Raw genomic sequence first — 17,184 nt, 5'->3', positions numbered from 1 at the left:
AACCCTACGCTGCAGTTCCTGTCCCGGCACGGGCAGAGGCCCACTCCGAGCTCAGCTCCTGCACCAGCTCTGCCACTCCTGGCTCGTTGGCAAGGTTCCGATCCAAAAACCCCAGCAAAGCTGCGACCCGCGCACTCCCAGAGAGCCCGTTGGCAGCTGCAATGGCTGAAGCCTTGGGATCCTGCAGCTCAGGATTGACGGCGGCGTAGGCGGACCACACCGCGATCATTCTCGCCGCGGCAGTGCCGCTTCGCCCTGCGGCCCGCTCCGCACGAAGCACCGGCAGTGCACGCATTCGGAGCTTAGTGCTGCCGTCCACGGCGATCTGGGCCAGATGGTGTGCGATCCGGGAGTTCCCAAAGCGATCAAGCAAGGCAGTCCGGTATTCGGGGATGCGGAGTTCCTCGCCGGAAAGGTGCCTGGCAGCTTCGTCCCAGAATTCCTCAACAGCTTCACGGCATACGGCGTCACCCAAGGCCTGCGCCACTGTGGTGTGGCCGCGCAACTGCCCGGCATAAGCCAGGATGGAATGCGCGCCATTAAGGAGCCAAAGTTTGCGGTTTTCGTAAGGTTCGATGTCATCCACAAAAACCGCTCCGGCGTCTTCCCAACGTGGACGCCCTGAGGGGAATTGTCCGCTCAGCACCCAGTTGTGGAACGGCTCAGTGACCACGGGCGCTTCGTCCCGGTACCCGCACTGTTCACTGACCAGAGCAACATCGTCAGCTGTAGTGCGGGGCGTAATGCGGTCCACCGACGTGCTGACAAAGCTGACGTTATGGTCGATCCAGGCGGCAAGTCCGGCGTCGAAGCCCAGGGCGATTTCCGCTACGCCCGCACGGGCCACGTTTCCGTTGTCCGAGAGGTTGTCGCAGGAAACCACGGCGAGGGGTCCGGCGTCGGCGTCCCTGCGGGCGGCGAGGCCAAGGACCAAGCGTCCCAACGGCGTCGTGGGTTGCTGCCCCGCCACCAGCCGCGGCAGGTCATCCGCGCCGTGCGCATATGCTGCTTCCGTGATGGTCAGAGTTATCACCGCTGTTTGCGGTGCTGCGACGAGTTCGGTCAATCGTCCAACGTTGGCGCCATCGATGGCTTCTACAACGCTGCCTACAACCTCGAAGGAATCCCCTGCATCGGATCGTTCCACCACGGTAAAAAGGCCGTCCTGTTCCGCCAGAACTGCTGCGGCATCCGGACGACGCCCCGTGAAGGAGGCGATGCCCCAATCCCCTGCGTCGCCAGCATGCTGCGTGTACCAGGCCTGGTGCGAACGGTGAAAGGCCCCGAGTCCGAGGTGCACAATGCGCACGGGAGCCTTTTCCACCGCTTTGACCTCACGGTTCAATCTAGGGAGCCCATCCCCGCTCATAGTTTGAACACCTTGCGTGGCGAGGAATCAACGACGTCGAGAATCAGCTCCTGCGCGCGGGCTTCAGTCACGCGGTGCTCGGCTACGAGACGCGCGAGGAAGGACGCTTCGATCCTGCGGGAGGCATCGTGCCGTGCGGGAATGGAGCAGAACGCGCGGGTGTCATCGATGAAGCCGGAGGACCGCGAGAAACCGGCGGTTTCTGTAACTGCAGAACGGAAGCGCAACATGGCATCCGGTGCATCGAGGAACCACCACGGCGCACCGATGAAGACGGACGGGTAGAAACCAGCCAGCGGCGCCAGTTCACGGGAGAAAACGGTCTCGTCGAGCGTGAAGAGCACCAGGTGGAAATCCTTGGCCGTGCCGAAGTCCTGCAACAACGGGCGGATGGCCTCGGTGTAGTTCACCGCGAACGGAATATCGTGACCGGTGTCGGTGCCAAACTGAGTGAACGTAGGTTCGTGGTGATTGCGGTACGAGCCCGGGTGGATGGTCATGACCAATCCGTCGTCCACCGACATGCGCGCCATTTGGTACATCATGTGGGCCTCGAACGCATCCCGATCCTGCGCGGTAGCCTTGCCGGCACGAGCAAGTTCAAAGAGCGCTTCAGCTTCTGCGGCATCCAGTTTGAGCGTGGCAGGTGCGCGCACGCCGTGGTCGGCGGATACTGCGCCATGCTCCAAAAAGTACCGACGGCGGTTTTCCAGGGCGGCGATGTATCCGGCGTAGCCGGTTGCGCCGTCGCCGGCAGTTTCGATCAAACGGTCAACGTTGGTGCTCCAGCTGGGATGCGCCACATTCAGATAAGCATCCGGTCGGAACGTGGGAAGCACCCGGCCGTTGAAGCTGGGGTCATTGGTGAGGGCCTTGTGGCTGGCGAGGTTGTCCAGGGGATCGTCCGTGGTGGCCAAGACCTCAATGTTGAAATCCTTGAAAAGCTGCCGGGGACGGAAGTCCGGCTCCACCAACTTCGCGGCGATCGCGTCGTAGCTGGCATCGGCCGGCATGTCGCCGAGGTCTGCGCCGAGTTTGAAGACATCGTTGAACTGGGTGCGCAGCCAGTACCCGGAGGCTGTGCCCTCGAACAGCGGCCAGGCCTGAACGAACCGCCTCCAGATCTCCCGTGATTCGGGGGCGGACGCCGTACTTGTCAGCAACTGATCCATCGGAACACCATTGGCGTGGATCAGGCGGGTGACGTAGTGGTCCGGGCTGACGAGGAGCGCTGCAGGATCAGGGAACGGCGTGTTCTGTTCAATAACAGCGGCGTCAACGTGGCCGTGCGGAGAAATGATGGGCAGGTCCTGGACGCGCTCCAGCAAGGATCGCGCGATGCTGCGCGTGCCGGGATCTGCGGGCAGGAGCCTGTCAGGGTGTGCTGCGATGGACTGTGACATAGGTCAATCTTGCGGTTCAGCTTGCCATTTTGTCAACCGGTTGCCAAAAATTGCCAATTCAGTGCAACAGCCAATTTGCCTGAACACCGAGGACTAGCTCAGCAGCCTTCCGCTGGACCCGCGCACCACGAGCTCGGTCTCCACGCTCACGGCTTCGCTGGGGGCATCGTGGCCTTGCAGCATGTCCAACAGAATGGTGACTGCACGGGTTCCGCACTCCCCAAGGGGTGAGCGCACTGTGGTTAAGGCTGGAGTAGTGAAGTCCGCGCCGAAGATATCGTCAAAGCCCACGATGCTGATCTGGTCTGGAACCCGCATCCCACCGGCCTGGAGTTCCTGCATCAAGCCGATGGCAAGGAGGTCGTTGTACGTGATGACCGCGGTCGCTCCGCTTTCCAGGACGTCGCGCGCTACCTGGCGGCCGCCGTCGACTGTGGGTTTGGACGATTCCAGGCGGACTGCACCCAGCTTTGACCAATCGCATGCCGCTTTAACGCCCTCCCAGCGGCGAGCCGTCATCCAGGACTGCTTTGGACCCGCAACATAGGCGAGGTTCTCATGGCCATTGGCGGCGAGGCTTCTGACCGCTTGGCTGATGCCCTTGTTGACGTCCGGCACCACACATGGGACGCCTTGGACCTCGCGGTTGATAACGACTACCGGCTTGTCCTCAGCCAGCGCGCGGATGTGGTCGTCATCCATGCGGGGGCTGGCCAGGATGAGGCCGTCCACGGTGTTCAGCAGGCGACGACCTGCCGTGACTTCCGTCTCTGGCGACTCTGCGGATTCAGCCAGGACCAGGGTGTAATCACGGGCCGAGCCAGTGGTTTCAGCGCCACGGATGATGTCAAAGAAGGTCGGATTGGTGATATCTGCAACGATCAACCCAATGGTCTGCGTCCTTCCTGTTGGAAGCGCGCGGGCGAACGGGTTCACCTGGTAATTCAGTTGCTCGGCTGCATCCTCGATGATCTTCTGCGTCTTGGCACTCACCCTCCCGGGCTTGCTCAAGGCACGGGACACCGTGGAGGGGTTGACGCCTGCAAGCTTGGCGATGTCGTAGATGGTGGGTGAGGACTTCTCCCCCCGGCCGCGTTTGGTGGGGGTAGTGGCTGCTCCGGAGTTCGTCACGTCGGTCACCGCTCCATCGTAGACCTTTTGGCAACAAAATCAGGCCGGTTGCCATTCATTAATCGTGGCAACCGGCCCAGCCTGGTTAAGAACGCTCGGGGAACTTGCCCTCTTCAGCGATGCGCTTGTTGAGTTCCCGGAGGAATTCATCCTCGTCAAAGTCCAGCGAGACTTCCTTGCCGGTCCAACTGGAGAGGTGGATGGCATTGGCCAAGCGGACGCCATTGATTCCGTCCGAGCCCGGAGCAAGCAGAGGAGTGCCATCCAGAATGTTGGCCGCGAAGTTCTCCAGGACGCCGGCGTGCTGGCCGCCCCACGCAGACTCGAACTCGATAACCTCGCTGCTGTACAACTCCTCGCGGTTCAGCTGGCCCATAAAGAGCTTGCGGACATCATCCATGCCCATGGAATCGCTGACTTCCCGCTCCGGCTTGACCAGCCGGGTGACTGTGGCCACCTTGCTGTCCTCCACCACGATCTTGCCCTGGTCACCCAGGATTTCGAATCTGTCGGTTCCCACGATGTCGTGGGTGGCCGTCACGAAAACGCCCGTCGCGCCGTCGCCATAGTCGACCACTGCGGTGACTTCATCCTCGACGGCGATGTCGCGGCGGAAGCCGTACGCCACCTTGGAGTAGACGGACTGCGGGACGCCACAGATCCACTGCCACAGATCCAGCTGGTGCGGTGCCTGGTTGACCAGAACGCCGCCACCCTCGCCGCCCCAAGTAGCGCGCCACTCGCTGGAGTTGTAGTACCCCTGCGGCCGCCACCAGTTGGTGATGATCCAGTTGGAGCGGCGGATCTTGCCAATCTCGCCGTTATCGACGATTTCCTTGAGCTTCTTGTAGAGCGGGTTGTTGCGCTGGTTGAACATGATGCCGAAGGAGAGCTCAGGCTTCGAAGCGGCGAACTCGTTCAGCTCCTTGACCTGCTTGGTGTAGACCCCGGCAGGCTTCTCCACCAGCGCATGGATGTCTCGCTTGAGTGATTCGATGCCCATCTCAGGGTGCAGGAAGTGCGGCACACAGGTGATAACAGCATCAACCGAACCGCTTTCCAGCAGGGCTATGTAGTCGTCGTAGAACGGGACATCCGGGTACTGGGATGGGGCAAGTTCCTTCTTGGCAGGATCGATGTCGCAAATGGCGCCGATCTCCATATTCGGGACCAAGCCGTCGGTGATGAACTTGGCGTAGGCGCCGCCTTGCTGGCCCAGGCCGATGATGCCGAGGCGTACTTTCGTGCTCATGGATGCAATCTCCTGTATTGAAATCTAGAAAAGGTCGGCGTGGCCCATGGCCACCAGGTTGTCGTACGAGGTCTGGAGCGCATCCCAGACGGTCCGTCCATACAGTTCGTCCTGCTCCACCAGGAGATACCGGGCACCAGCCGCCATGGCGGCAGGGATGATGGATGGGAAGTCCAGGTTGCCTTCGCCCACTTCGGCGAACTGCACTACATTCCGGAACTCCGCCATGAAGCCTGGGAAGTCGCCCTTCTCCAGGAGCCCGAAGGACGATTCCGGCATCTGGCCGATCCTGTAGTCCTTGAGGTGCACCATGGCAGTCTTGCCGGCGTACTTTTGGAGGGTGCGGACGGGATCCAGGCCGCCGCGCTGCACCCAGTGGACATCAATCTCCATACCCATGGCCGGGGAGTTTTCGGCGATGATATCCAGCATGTATTTGCCGTCGAACTTCGCGAACTCAATGTGGTGGTTGTGGTAGTAAAGGCTGATGCCATGTTCCTGCAGCCGTTCGGCGTAGCCGTTGGCTTGCTTGGCGAATTCAACCACCGAATCCAAAGACTTCATTGCCCCGAAAGGAAGCATGCCAATGCGCAGCAACGAGGTATCCAGACGCTTGGCATCGTCCACGATCTTGTCGAAGTCGTCTGCCAGTGATTCCACGGGCATGCCCTTGCGGCCTTCAATATTGACCGACAGCGCGGCGATATCCATGCCCAGCTCCGTGCGTGACCGGTCCAACTCGCCCACGTTCTCCGCAGTCATGGGGATCTGGGAAATTTCGACGGCGTTATAGCCGATCGCACTGACCTTGCGGAGCGTTTCGAATGCTCCCACATCAGCAAAACTGTCCTTCAGCATCATGGCTTGGACGCCTATTGTGGCCACTTTTTCCTCCGGGGTTTCCGGGCCCTTCCGGGCCCTGGATGTGTCATGGGATGCCTGGCCGTTCAGGCCACGGCACCTTGCTGTTCGATTTGGCTGTGTTGGTTTGCGAGCAAACGATGGCGGTCTGCCCGCCGTTGTTCCTGGCGGTCAGGATCGGGCACGGGCGAGGCGAGCAACAGTCGCTGGGTGTAGGGGTGATCGGGATCGCGGGTGACCACCTCGGCGGGGCCTTGCTCCACGATTTCGCCGTGGTACATCACGGCTACGCGGTGGCTGATGTGCCGCACCACGTCGAGGTCGTGGGAGACGAACAGGTACGAAACCCCGGTGTCCTTCTGGATCTGCAGGAAGAGGTCCAGAACGCGGGCCTGGGTGGAGAGGTCCAAAGCACTGACCGGTTCGTCGCAGACAATGAGTTTGGGTGACAGCGCCAAAGCCCGGGCAATCGCAACACGCTGGCGCTGGCCGCCACTGAACTCACGCGGTAGTCGGTGGATCGCGTCCGACGGCAAGCCCACCTGGTCCAGCAGTTCCTTGACGCGCTTCTTGGCCGCTGCGGATTCCATGCCTTGCACGCCCAGTGGTTCAGCCAGGATGTCGCCGATTTCCAGCGCCGGGTTCAGCGAAGTGTAGGGGTCCTGGAACACCACCTGGAGGTCCCGGCTCAGCGTCCGGCGTTCCTTGCGCGAGGCGTTACTGATGTCGTTGCCTTCGAAAATCACCTTTCCGGAAGTGACGGGGGCGAGTCCCAGAACGGCCCTGCCCAAGGTGGTCTTGCCCGAGCCGGACTCCCCCACCAGACCAAGGGTTTCGCCTTGGCCGATGGTGATGTTGATGTCCGTCAGCGCCCGGAAAGGCTTGGCCCGGAACCGCTTGCTGGGATACTCGACCACCAGGTTCTCTACGGAGAGCAACGGGGCGCTTTCCGGCGATGTAACTGAGATGCTCATGCCACCGGCTCCTTCTGTGCTGCTGATCCAGGCTTGGATACCAGCATCGTCATGGGGGTCTTTCCTTCGAGCATGGACCCAAGAAGGGTCTGGGTGTACGGCTCTTTCGGGTTTCGGAGGATATCCCGGACGGTTCCTTCTTCAACAAGCCGGCCGTTCTGCATGACCACAACACGGTCGCAGAGATCGGCGACGACGCCGAAGTTGTGGGTCACCAGGATCACGCCGATGTTCAGTCGCTGCTGAAGCTCGCGCAGCAGGTCCAGCACATCCGCTTGGACGGTGACGTCCAGCGCCGTGGTGGGTTCGTCAGCAATCACCAAGTCCGGTTCGCAGCTGATGGCACCGGCGATGAGCACGCGCTGGGCCATGCCACCGGAAACCTCGTGCGGGTAAGCGTTGAAGGTTAGTTCCGGGTTGGCAATACCGACGTCGGTGAGCAGCTTGAGCGCACGCTGGCGGGCTTCGGACTTCGAGATTCCCAAGACACGGACCATGGGCGTGACCAGCTGGTAGCCAATGGTGAAGGCCGGGTCCAGGTTGCTCATGGGTTCCTGTGGAATGTAGGAGATCCTCTTACCGCGCAGCTTGGACAACCGCTCCTGGCTGACGCGGTCCTCGCCCGGGGCAACGGTGTAGTTGCCGTCGAACTGGATGGAGCCGCCCACGATCCTGGCGTTGTCCGGCAGCAGGCCCAGGATGGAGAACGCGGTCTGGGACTTGCCCGAACCCGATTCACCCACGATGCCCAGGATTTCGCCGCGGTCCACGTGGAACGAGACGTCGTCCACTACTTTTTTGATGGAACCATCAGCCTGCGGATATCCGACGCCGAGGTTGGTCACCTTGACCAGGTGGTGTTCGGTTCCGGTCTCGACGGCGGCCACGGACTTACGTGACTGGCGCGCCTTGGCGGGTTCCGCCGTCGTGCGTTCTGCAGCATTACGTTCAGCTTTGGCGACCTTCTTCTTGCGGTGCTTGATCTTTTCGCCGTCTTCCAGGGCGTCGCGGATGGCGTTGCCAAGCAGGACGAGTCCACCGATGGTGAGTGCCATGGCAAGTGCCGGCCAGAGAAGCAAGGTCGGCGTCAGATAGACGTTCTTGAAGCCTTCCGAGAGCATGACGCCCCAGGTTGCCTTGGTCGGATCCCCAAGTCCCAGGAATTCAAGGCCGGACTGGATGGCGATGGCCACGCCCGCGATTGCTGCGGTCTGGATGATGATGGGTGCGCGGACCACGGAGAAGATATGGCGGGCGATGATGCTCATGTCCGAAAGGCCGGAGACACGCGCGGCATCGACGTAGAGCTCGTTGCGGACAGACTGGACTGCTGTGCGTGTCAACCGGAAGTAGGACGGGCTGATGAGGACGCCGAACGCGATCATGGAAATCCACACGGACGGGCCGAAGGCTGCGCGGATGGTAAGCAAAACGATCAGGCCGGGCAGGCTCATCAGGATGCTCACTACCCAGTTGGAGACCGCTTCGAACTTGCCTGCGTAGTAGCCGGCGATCAGGCCCGCGGGGAGTCCGATGGCGATGGCCACACCTGCGCACAGCAGGGCGGACACCAGGGTGAGCTGGGAGCCGAAGAGCAGGCGGCTCCAGGTATCGCGTCCGGCGCTGTCGGTACCCAGGATATTCACCGAGTCCGGAGCGGCCAACGTCTTGGAGATGTTGGCGAAGTTCTCCTCAAAGGGAGCCAGGACCGGGGCGAAAATAGCCAACAAGGCGATGCTGCCCAGGATGACCAGCGAAGCGATACCCAGGGGGTTCCTGATGAGGCGGCGCATCACGCCGGAACGGACCACGGTACCGCTTTGTCCATCGGGGACCTTCGCTGCCACACCCATGGAGTCGGGACTTGCGGAAATTGCCGCTGAATCTACGGAATCGCTCATGACACACGTACTTTCGGGTTGAGCCAGCCATTGAGAATGTCCACCAGGAGGTTCACCACGATGACCACCACTACGGTGTACATCACCACTCCCATGACTACGGGAAGATCGGACTGGCCTGTTGCAGTAACTGCGAGGGGACCCATTCCGGGGAGGGCGAAGATCTGCTCGATGATCACCACGCCTCCCAGCATGCCGATCAGTTGCAGGCTCAATACTGTGAGGCCGGCCGGAGCGGCGCTGCGGAGCACATGCTTGAAGAGGATTTCACGCTCTCCAATGCCCCGGCTGCGCAATGTGCGGACGTAGTCACGCTCGAGCTGCTTGATCACGGCACTGCGGATTTGCTGAGCCCCGCCGGTGACTCCATTGATGAGCAGGGCGATGACCGGAAGGGTCATGGAGTACACCCAGGCCTCGGGCCCTACCTCGGGAGAGATCGTACTGGTGGCCGGGAAGAGGCCCAGCTGGATGGCCAGGATAGTCACAAGGAACACGCCGATCACGTATCCCGGGATGGAATCGCCGATGATGGCGCCCACCTGGACTGCCCTGTCCACCCAGCCGCGCTTTACGGCTGCAGCAACACCGATCAGAGCTGCGCAGATGGCGATCAGGATCATTGCGGAGAAAACCATGGTCATGGTCACCGGGATCCGGGTGGCCAAGGAGTTGGCCACCGGCTCCGACGTGAACCACGAGGTTCCAAGGTTTCCGCTCAAGGCATCGCCCAACCAGGCGAAATAGCGCGTTGCAAGTGGCTGGTCGAGACCGAGCTCCTGTTCCTTCATGGCCACCTGTTCAGGTGTGGCTTGGTCACCCAGGATATTTTGGGCGATGCTTCCGCTGGAGGTGTACAGCAGGATGAAGGTGAGAGCCGAGACTACGAACAACACCACCAGTCCGCTGCCCAGCCTTTTCGCAATGAACTTGATCATGGGTTCCTACTTGGCGGGCGAGTAGTTATAGATGGACGGAACGGCCTGCTGGACTTGCGGGGTGACGTTCACTTTGTCGTTGTGGTAGTACATCTGGTTCACGCGGAAGAGCGGGGCGAACCATGCCTGTTCCACAACATACTTGTTGACTTCCTGGGCCAGCTTGCCGGCCTCATCGCCACCGGTGCGCACAGCCTGGATCTTCGCCTCAAGCTCAGGGGTGGTGTTCTTGAAGGGGTTGTACAACGCCTTGGTGGAGACGATCTGGTCGATCGCAACTGTGGGCTCACCCTGGAAGAGGTTGAAGAAGAGCGCCTGGTACTTCTGTGCCGCGACGTCCGCGGTGAACGTGTTGGTGATGGCGGCGCCCGGTTTCAGGGTGATTCCAACGTCTGCGAGTTGTTGCTGCATGACTGAGATAAGGGTTTCAGCTCCAGGCAGGGTGGGAACGTCAAGGGTTACCTTGCCCTCGAAACCAGAGTCCTTCAACAGTTGCTTGGCCTTGGCGGGATCGTAGCTGTAGTAGTTCTCCAACTCCTCCGTCCAGGCGCCACTTTCCTTGCCGAACGGCTGCGAAGTGGGCGTTCCCTGGCCCAGCATGACCTGGTCCAGAATGGTCTTGCGGTCGAACGCATAGTTGATGGCCTGACGGACCTTGACGTTGGCAAGTGCGGGGTTCTTAGTGCCGTCCCGGTCCAGAAGGAGCAAACCGGACCAGTCAACCTGATTGGTTTCCAGCTTCATCTTGGCACCCTCTGCCTGCTTGCCGTTCTTGGGATCCAGGAGCGTGGCATCAATCTGGCCGGAAACGAGGGCATTGGTGCGGGCCGTTGGATCGGTGAGGATCTTCAGGGTGAGCTTCTTGTACTTCTGCAGGTCCTTGTTCCAGTATCCCTCGCGGGCAGTGAAGACCGTCTGGGAGTCTTTCACGGATGCTGATTTGTCCATCACGTAGGGTCCCGAACCAACCGGTACAGTCTTGATCGCATCAGTGCCGAGTGCTGCGGGGCTGCCCATCAGGCCGGCGGCCTGGCTCAGGAAGTACTCCAAGGCCGGCTCTGGAGCGCTGAGGTTGATGTCGATGGTGTCCTCGTCCACCACGGCGATGTCCGATACGGATCCGAGCTGGGCCATCTGCGGGCCGTTGGCCTTCTTGAAGTGGTCAAGGTTGGCCTTGGCTGCTGTGGCGTCGAACTTGGCGCCGTCGCTGAACGTGACGTCCTTCCGGAGGTCCACGGTGAGCTTGGTGTTGGTGGTGTTGTACTTCCACGCCGTGGCCAGCATGGGGCTGAGCTTGCCATCCGGTTCGCGCAGGATCAGGGAGTCATAGGCTGCTTGATAGGGCTGCAGTGCGTGGCCGACGTGAGCCTGGGCAGGATCCCACGAAGTAATGTCACGGAGCGTGCCCAGCGTCAAGGCTGTGACAGTCTTTCCACCACCAGCGTTTGAGCCGGCTCCGGCGCCTCCGCCGCCACATGCGGTGAGCGCCAGGGAGGCGCTGAGTACGAGGGCGGTTGCTGCCGCCTTTGGACCTAACTTCATTGTCGGCTCCTACTGAATCTTGGCCTGATGCGAATCAGAACGAAGGGTGTGGTGTGAACCACATTTTTGTGGGTGTGGGACTTACATTACGGAAGTAATCCGAGCTTGGCAACCGATTGTCAAAAGTTTCTGAAAATGTTGCCAAGTTGCCAGGAGGCTGGGCGGGGTTCCCTGAATTGGAGACGAAAACGGCCGGAAACCCCCAATGGCTCCCGGCCGGAATCGCCGGCAGGCACTGCTGCGTTCAGCTCACCCGTTCCAACTGGTCCGGATAGCTCTGTGCATAAATATCCTTGACGATCCGGAGCGACTTTCCTGCCTCTGCAGGACTAATCCAGAAAGGTCCCTCGTCGTCGAGTCCGGCGTAAAAGTCCTTGATCAGGAGCTCATGCGAGACGCCCCAATAGGACCTGCCGCCCGTTTCCGCCACCCGCTCCGGGATGACATCCACGGTGCCGTCGTCGTAAGTCACAGTGAGGTCCCCGCGCAGGCTGAGCGTCGCCTTTTCGGTCACGATGTCCAGCGCTACGGGCGCATTGACCGCGTTTGCCAAAGTTGCATAGAAGACGCTGCGGGCACCGTTCACGTGCTCGGCAACAAACTCCGCCGTGTCTTCCACCTCAATCACGCCGCCCAGAGATCGGGTCGACGCCCGGCCTTCCACCTTGGCAACATCGCCCACCAACCACTGGAGCAAATCGACGGTATGGATTGCCTGGTTCATCATCAAGCCACCCCCGCCCTCCAGCCAGGTGCCGCGCCAAGGCCGATCACGGTAGTAGTCGCCGTTCCTATGCCACATAACAGTGGCCGATGCGCCGATTACCCGACCCAGCCCACCGCCGTCGAGCATTTTCCGCATTGCCTGCGATGTCACGTTGTAGCGGTTCTGGAAGCAGACGGCGATCTTCGCCTTGCTCCGTTCAGCCGCTTCAATGAGCCGCTTTCCCTCTTCAAGCGTGTGCGCGAGGGGCTTCTCGACGATTACATTGACGCCGCGCTCCAGGCAGTCGGCTGCCAGTGACGCATGGAGGTGGTGTGGGGTACAAATATGTACGACGTCGGGACGCGCCTTCTCCAGCATGTCCAGGTAGTCCGTGTACCCCGGCACGCTGTGGGCGGCTGCCGCCGCTTGCAACCGCTCCGGATCGGTGTCGCATACCGCCACCAGTTGGACGTCGTCCAAGGTTGAGAGCGCCGAAAAGTGGATCGTTGAGATGTCACCGCAACCGATGACTGCCGCTGTAGGCATTTCCTGCTCCTTTGAAGGATGGTGCTGGTGGGCTTGCGGTCGATCCGGCGGTCAGACCAGTTCGACGCCATTCCTGGCTGCCAGGGCTGCGAAAGCCCGCGCGGCGATGCCGAAGGCTACGGGTCCGGAGTACCCACCCAACTCGTGGGCGTTGTCGAGGTGCGGCTCCAGGGACGCGAAGCCTGTGAAACCGTCGGCCTGGAGTGCGGCAATTGTGGCATCAAGTTCGCCGTCGCCCTGCCCGGCAGGAACCACTTCGCCCGTATCGGCCAGGGCATCCTTTACCTGCAAGTACTCAAGGTACGGACGCAGCATCGCATACCCCTCGGTGTAGGGCTTGACGCCTACCTGTACGAAGTTGGCGTTATCCCACGCCGCGCGAAGTGCCGGGGAGGCCACAGTCTCCATGATGTCCAGGACCCGCTCGGGCGTATCGCCGTAGATGCCTTTTTCGTTTTCGTGGAGCAGAACAATTCCACTGGCTTCAGCCTCTGCAGCCAATGCCCTCATGCGTTCCATTACGTCATCCCGGATTTCTTCCTGGCTCTGGCCTTCCGCGCGGTAGAAGGAGAAGATCCGGACGTACTTGGCGTCAAGGCCCTTGGCCACGGAGATGATCTGGTGGAGCCGGCTGACCTCATGCTCCACGGGAAGGCTGACGTCCACCTTGCCTATGGGGCTGGCAACAGCTGAGACTTTGAGGCCTTTTTCGTCAAAAATCCCCTTGAGTCGCTCTACTGCTTCCTTTTCGAGCTCGGACACGTTGACGTCCCAGGCGCTGCGGACTTCGATGTGGCTGGCGCCCAGGGCCAGGAGTACAGCGGCCTGGACTGCGGGATCGGGGTCTATCTCATCACCGAAGCCGGACAGGCTCCACACGGCATTGGGTTGAGTCACGAAATCTCCTAGATAGTGCCTGTGGCGGCTTGTTCCTGACGCCGCCGCAGGGTGCGGTGACGTAGTTCACAGGCGGTGTTGTCCCCTGAGTTTAGCCAACTTGGCATCCTAATGACAACCGATTGCCATAATCTGCCATGCTGTGGCATTCTTGATAAACGGTGTGGCAGCAATCACAGCCGGATGACCCGTTGTTCAGAGAGGAACACCTATGGCGACGCAACCCGTGGCATCAAACCGGCCCGCCACCATCCATGACATTGCCGCCCTGTGCGGAGTCGCGGCCTCCACCGTGTCCCGGGCGCTCACCAATCCGGACCGCGTCAATATCCGCACCCGGCAGCGGATCCAGGCTGCCGCCGTCGAACTTAACTACACGCCGAACTCCCAGGCAAAGGCGCTGAGCTCAGGCCGAACCGGAGCAGTGGGCGTGCTGGTGCCCGATATCACCAACCCGTTCTACTTCGACCTCATTCGCGGAACGCAGTTGCAGCTCAAGGCTGCAGGGTACACACAGTTACTGGTGGACACCGAGGAATCCGACGAAGTTGAGGCCAGCACCCTCGAGCAGCTGCGCAAGAGTGCTGACGGCGTGATCGTTGCAGCCTCCCGCTTGAATGACGAGTCACTCGCCGCTGCCGCCGCCAAGATGCCCATGGTCACGGTGAACCGGGACGTCGGCGGCGTTCCTGCAGTCATCATCGATACTCCATCGGCCATGCCGCAGGCGTTGGATCACCTTATTTCGCTGGGGCACACATCCGTGGCCTACGTAGCCGGACCTGCAGTCTCGCAATCCAGCGCCCGACGCTGGGTGGCATTGTCCGAAGCCGCCGAGGACCGTGGGGTGGACGTTCGCAGCCTCGGCCCTTTTGCGCCGAAGACGCAATCCGGCGCCGCCGCTGCCGATGCCGCAGTCCACAGTGGGGTGACTGCCTGCATTGTGTTCAACGACCTCATAGCGATCGGCATGTTGCAGCGGCTTCGCGAGCGCGGCCTGCGCGTGCCAGAAGATATGAGCATAGTGGGCTGTGACGATATCTTTGGGGCTGATTTCTGCAATCCCCCGCTCACCACCATGAGCTCACCCATTGAGCAAGCAGGCCGCGTGTCCGTGTCCATGCTGCTGGCCCAGCTGAACCCGTTGGCGGGGGGCGGTAACCGCAGCCGCTCAGTCATGCCCACCCACCTCACGGTCCGGGGTTCCACAGGTCCCGTCCCGGCCTAGGTCCCGCCCAGCGGTTGCTCTCTCACATCCTGCCGGTTTCGGACGTTTCCTCTCTCACGTCCTGCCCGTTTCGGGCGGTTGCTCTCTCACGTCCTGCCCGTTTCGGGCGGTTGCTCTCTCACGTCCTGCCCGTTTCGGGCGTTTGCTCTCTCACGTCCTGCCCGTTTCGGGCGGTTGCTCTCTCACGTCCTGCCCGTTTCGGGCGGTTGCTCTCTCACGTCCTGCTCGACGGCGGGATGGCCGCCGTCGCTAAAGTCCGACGTCGACACTCACTGCGAGTAGTAGGCCTGGGATGAGAAAGGTGCCAACGGTCACCGCGATGCGCGTCGAAGCCCGGTTGTATGTGCGAGAGAATCGACCAAAATCCCGTTGGACGTGAGAGAACGATCGCCAAAAAACCCTTGGATGTGCGAGAGGATCCGGGAGTTATTTCCACCAGGTATCGAAGATCGTGACCGGCACCGTGCGCTTGTGGCGCGTACGGAGGTACTTCTGTTCGATGATTTCAGCGACGCCGTCGGGCACTTCGCGGCCTTCAAGGTAGTCGTCGATCTGGTCGTACGTGACTCCGAGCTCGTCTTCATCGGTACGGCCCGGCTTGTCGTCCAGGAGGTCAGCTGTGGGAACTTTCTGCCAAAGCCGCGCGGACGCACCCAGCTCGGCCAGGAGTTCGCGGTTCTGGCGCTTGTTCAGGCCGAACAGCGGCAGGATGTCCGCACCGCCGTCGCCATATTTGGTGAAGAAGCCTGTGACGGACTCGGCGCCGTGGTCTGTGCCGATGACCAAGTAATTGTGTTCGCCAGCCAGTGCATACTGGGCAACCATGCGCGCGCGGGCCTTGGTGTTGCCCTTGTGGAAGTCGGAGATTTCAGCGCCGGTGGCTTTCTCGAACTCTTCCTCGAATCCATCCACTGCGCGGGAGATGTTGAAGGTCCGCTCGTTTTTGGCCTTGATGAAGTCCAAGGCGGCTTGGGCGTCGTCTTCGTCGTGCTGGATGCCGTAGGGGAGACGCATCGCGACGAAGTTCGCGTTGACGCCTTCAGCTTCCAGTTCCTCGACTGCCAGCTGCGCCAATCGGCCGGCAAGAGTGGAATCAAGTCCACCGGAGATGCCGAGCACAAAGCCGTTGGTGCCCGTGGCTTTCACATATTCTTTCAGGAACGTGACCCGTTTGCGGACCTCCTCTTGGGGATTGATCCGGGGCTGGACGCCCATTTCCTCGATGATCTTGGCCTGGAGTTCGCGCATGTGTCCAACACTAGTCAGCCCCATGACAAAGGCTCAACCATATTGCGCCGTGATTCGGCCTCGCTGTGATTCGGCCCGGCGTGATTCGGCCCCGGCGGCATTGGACGTGAGAGAGCGATGACAAAAAACCCGCAGGACCTGAGAGAAGGATCGCCAAAAAGCAGCAGGATGTGAGAGAACGTCAGGCGAGGAAGCCGCGCAGCAGTGAAGCCGTTCCCTCCAGGTGTTCGATGGTGGCCTGTTCAGCGGCGGGGGCATCGCCGCGCAGGATAGCCTCGGCGATCTCGGCGTGTTGTTCGTTGGCGTGCTCGAGGTTGGTGCTGAGCAAGGGAATCCGGTCCAGGAGTTCGTTGAGCCTGGATCGTGTTTCGGCCACGGCGCCCACCAAGCTTGCGGAGCCGGACAATTCGGCGACGGCGATATGGAACCGGGCATCGCGGGGCCGGTAGCCCACGGCGGGGGAAGCGCTCACTTCGGAGAGGCAAACCTGCAGGTGCCTCCGGGCAGCCGCGGAGAGGTCCGCTTTGGCGGCCAAAGAAGCAGCGGCAGGCTCGATGATGGACCTGAACAGCAGGACGTCCTCCACTTCGGCGGGGTCGAGCGGCCCTTGGTCCGGCTGGCGCTGGACTGCCGTTGTGGAGACATACGTACCGCCGTACCGGCCGCGCTGGACTTCCAAATAGCCGGCGCTCTGCAACTCCCCCAACGCATCCCGAAGCGTGGCGCGGCTGACACCTAATTGTTCGGCCAGTTCGCGCTCGGGCGGCAGTTTTTCGGCGGGAGCGAAGATCCCCAGCTTGATGGTCTGCAGGATGTGTTCGATGGTCTCTTCGAACGCGTTGCCGCCCCTGACTGGGCGCAGCATCGAGAACGACGGGCCAAACGGTGAGTCCGGCACGGCATCTCCTTCCACGGAATGCGGGCTGCGCCCATCAGTGAGGTCATTCACCGATCAGTGAGGCCGTTCACAGGGCGCTGCTGCCTCCATGCTACCCACGCCAACCAATAAAGGTCATCAAAAAAACCATTGGACACGCCCTCAATTGTGATCCAAGTCATCAGGTTTTTCAGAAAAGTCTTGACTCGTGGCGAATCACGCTCCAGACTTTGAAGCACACTTTGGACTGAAAACAGTCCTTTAGGATCTGAATGATCCTCCGCTCGACTCTTCCCAGAAGCATTCCTCAG

At 61.1% G+C, this 17,184-nt stretch carries 14 protein-coding genes; 1 reads left to right on the top strand and 13 read right to left on the bottom strand.

Features of this window, described 5'->3' with window-relative positions:
• Nucleotides 1–4: 4 nt before the first annotated feature.
• The 11 genes from AC1DCM_RS18510 to AC1DCM_RS18460 all read right to left on the bottom strand — a co-directional run bounded on the left by AC1DCM_RS18510 (nucleotide 5) and on the right by AC1DCM_RS18460 (nucleotide 13,520).
• Entirely contained in the window at nucleotides 5–1,369 is a 1,365-nt protein-coding gene (locus AC1DCM_RS18510) for a mannitol dehydrogenase family protein (protein ID WP_477519262.1), read from the bottom strand.
• Nucleotides 1,366–2,772, bottom strand: coding sequence for a glucuronate isomerase (uxaC, locus tag AC1DCM_RS18505; protein ID WP_477519261.1), 1,407 nt, complete (start codon nucleotides 2,770–2,772; stop codon nucleotides 1,366–1,368). The genes AC1DCM_RS18510 and uxaC overlap by 4 nt, the downstream gene beginning before the upstream one ends.
• Nucleotides 2,773–2,865: 93 nt before the next feature.
• Entirely contained in the window at nucleotides 2,866–3,903 is a 1,038-nt protein-coding gene (locus AC1DCM_RS18500) for a LacI family DNA-binding transcriptional regulator (protein WP_477519260.1), read from the bottom strand.
• Nucleotides 3,904–3,988: 85 nt separating this feature from the next.
• Nucleotides 3,989–5,155, bottom strand: a complete 1,167-nt coding sequence (locus AC1DCM_RS18495; protein ID WP_477519259.1) for a Gfo/Idh/MocA family protein — start codon at nucleotides 5,153–5,155, stop codon at nucleotides 3,989–3,991.
• 24 nt (nucleotides 5,156–5,179) lie between these two features.
• Nucleotides 5,180–6,040, bottom strand: a complete 861-nt coding sequence (locus tag AC1DCM_RS18490) for a sugar phosphate isomerase/epimerase family protein (protein ID WP_477519258.1) — start codon at nucleotides 6,038–6,040, stop codon at nucleotides 5,180–5,182.
• A gap of 62 nt (nucleotides 6,041–6,102) precedes the next feature.
• A complete protein-coding gene (locus AC1DCM_RS18485; protein WP_477519257.1) occupies nucleotides 6,103–6,990 on the bottom strand; it encodes an ATP-binding cassette domain-containing protein in 888 nt (295 codons plus the stop codon).
• The gene (locus tag AC1DCM_RS18480) at nucleotides 6,987–8,891 is read right to left on the bottom strand and encodes a dipeptide/oligopeptide/nickel ABC transporter permease/ATP-binding protein (protein WP_477519256.1); all 1,905 of its coding nucleotides are present in this window, start codon (nucleotides 8,889–8,891) and stop codon (nucleotides 6,987–6,989) included. The genes AC1DCM_RS18485 and AC1DCM_RS18480 overlap by 4 nt, the downstream gene beginning before the upstream one ends.
• Nucleotides 8,888–9,829: an ABC transporter permease gene (locus tag AC1DCM_RS18475; protein ID WP_442004133.1), complete on the bottom strand. Its 942-nt coding sequence runs from the start codon at nucleotides 9,827–9,829 to the stop codon at nucleotides 8,888–8,890. Before AC1DCM_RS18475 ends, AC1DCM_RS18480 begins: the two co-directional genes overlap by 4 nt.
• Before the next feature lie 6 nt (nucleotides 9,830–9,835).
• A complete protein-coding gene (locus tag AC1DCM_RS18470) occupies nucleotides 9,836–11,371 on the bottom strand; it encodes an ABC transporter substrate-binding protein (protein ID WP_477519255.1) in 1,536 nt (511 codons plus the stop codon).
• Nucleotides 11,372–11,615: 244 nt separating this feature from the next.
• A complete protein-coding gene (locus AC1DCM_RS18465; protein WP_477519254.1) occupies nucleotides 11,616–12,623 on the bottom strand; it encodes a Gfo/Idh/MocA family protein in 1,008 nt (335 codons plus the stop codon).
• A gap of 51 nt (nucleotides 12,624–12,674) precedes the next feature.
• Nucleotides 12,675–13,520: a sugar phosphate isomerase/epimerase family protein gene (locus AC1DCM_RS18460; protein WP_477519253.1), complete on the bottom strand. Its 846-nt coding sequence runs from the start codon at nucleotides 13,518–13,520 to the stop codon at nucleotides 12,675–12,677.
• A gap of 211 nt (nucleotides 13,521–13,731) precedes the next feature.
• Here AC1DCM_RS18460 and AC1DCM_RS18455 point away from each other — a divergent pair, with 211 nt between their 5' ends.
• Nucleotides 13,732–14,748, top strand: a complete 1,017-nt coding sequence (locus AC1DCM_RS18455) for a LacI family DNA-binding transcriptional regulator (protein WP_477519252.1) — start codon at nucleotides 13,732–13,734, stop codon at nucleotides 14,746–14,748.
• A gap of 426 nt (nucleotides 14,749–15,174) precedes the next feature.
• On the opposite strand, the gene nadE is transcribed toward AC1DCM_RS18455, so the two are convergent.
• Both nadE and AC1DCM_RS18445 read right to left on the bottom strand, forming a co-directional pair.
• Complete coding sequence (gene nadE, locus AC1DCM_RS18450; RefSeq protein ID WP_442002714.1) at nucleotides 15,175–15,996, bottom strand: ammonia-dependent NAD(+) synthetase; 822 nt, start codon at nucleotides 15,994–15,996, stop codon at nucleotides 15,175–15,177.
• A gap of 181 nt (nucleotides 15,997–16,177) precedes the next feature.
• Nucleotides 16,178–16,894, bottom strand: a complete 717-nt coding sequence (locus AC1DCM_RS18445) for a FadR/GntR family transcriptional regulator (RefSeq protein WP_477519251.1) — start codon at nucleotides 16,892–16,894, stop codon at nucleotides 16,178–16,180.
• Nucleotides 16,895–17,184: the final 290 nt, after the last annotated feature.

The sequence above is a fragment of the Paenarthrobacter sp. 10N417 genome, assembly GCF_056394745.1.
This window is presented reverse-complemented; position numbering and strand designations above follow the sequence as displayed.

What these genes read in the sequence shown, in the direction of transcription:
- AC1DCM_RS18455 (WP_477519252.1), top strand. Translation starts at nt 13,732, where the DNA reads ATGGCGACGCAACCCGTGGCATCAAACCGGCCCGCCACCATCCATGAC.
- AC1DCM_RS18470 (WP_477519255.1), bottom strand. Translation starts at nt 11,371, where the DNA reads ATGAAGTTAGGTCCAAAGGCGGCAGCAACCGCCCTCGTACTCAGCGCC.
- AC1DCM_RS18495 (WP_477519259.1), bottom strand. Translation starts at nt 5,155, where the DNA reads ATGAGCACGAAAGTACGCCTCGGCATCATCGGCCTGGGCCAGCAAGGC.
- AC1DCM_RS18475 (WP_442004133.1), bottom strand. Translation starts at nt 9,829, where the DNA reads ATGATCAAGTTCATTGCGAAAAGGCTGGGCAGCGGACTGGTGGTGTTG.
- AC1DCM_RS18465 (WP_477519254.1), bottom strand. Translation starts at nt 12,623, where the DNA reads ATGCCTACAGCGGCAGTCATCGGTTGCGGTGACATCTCAACGATCCAC.
- nadE (WP_442002714.1), bottom strand. Translation starts at nt 15,996, where the DNA reads ATGCGCGAACTCCAGGCCAAGATCATCGAGGAAATGGGCGTCCAGCCC.
- uxaC (WP_477519261.1), bottom strand. Translation starts at nt 2,772, where the DNA reads ATGTCACAGTCCATCGCAGCACACCCTGACAGGCTCCTGCCCGCAGAT.
- AC1DCM_RS18510 (WP_477519262.1), bottom strand. Translation starts at nt 1,369, where the DNA reads ATGAGCGGGGATGGGCTCCCTAGATTGAACCGTGAGGTCAAAGCGGTG.
- AC1DCM_RS18480 (WP_477519256.1), bottom strand. Translation starts at nt 8,891, where the DNA reads ATGAGCGATTCCGTAGATTCAGCGGCAATTTCCGCAAGTCCCGACTCC.
- AC1DCM_RS18485 (WP_477519257.1), bottom strand. Translation starts at nt 6,990, where the DNA reads ATGAGCATCTCAGTTACATCGCCGGAAAGCGCCCCGTTGCTCTCCGTA.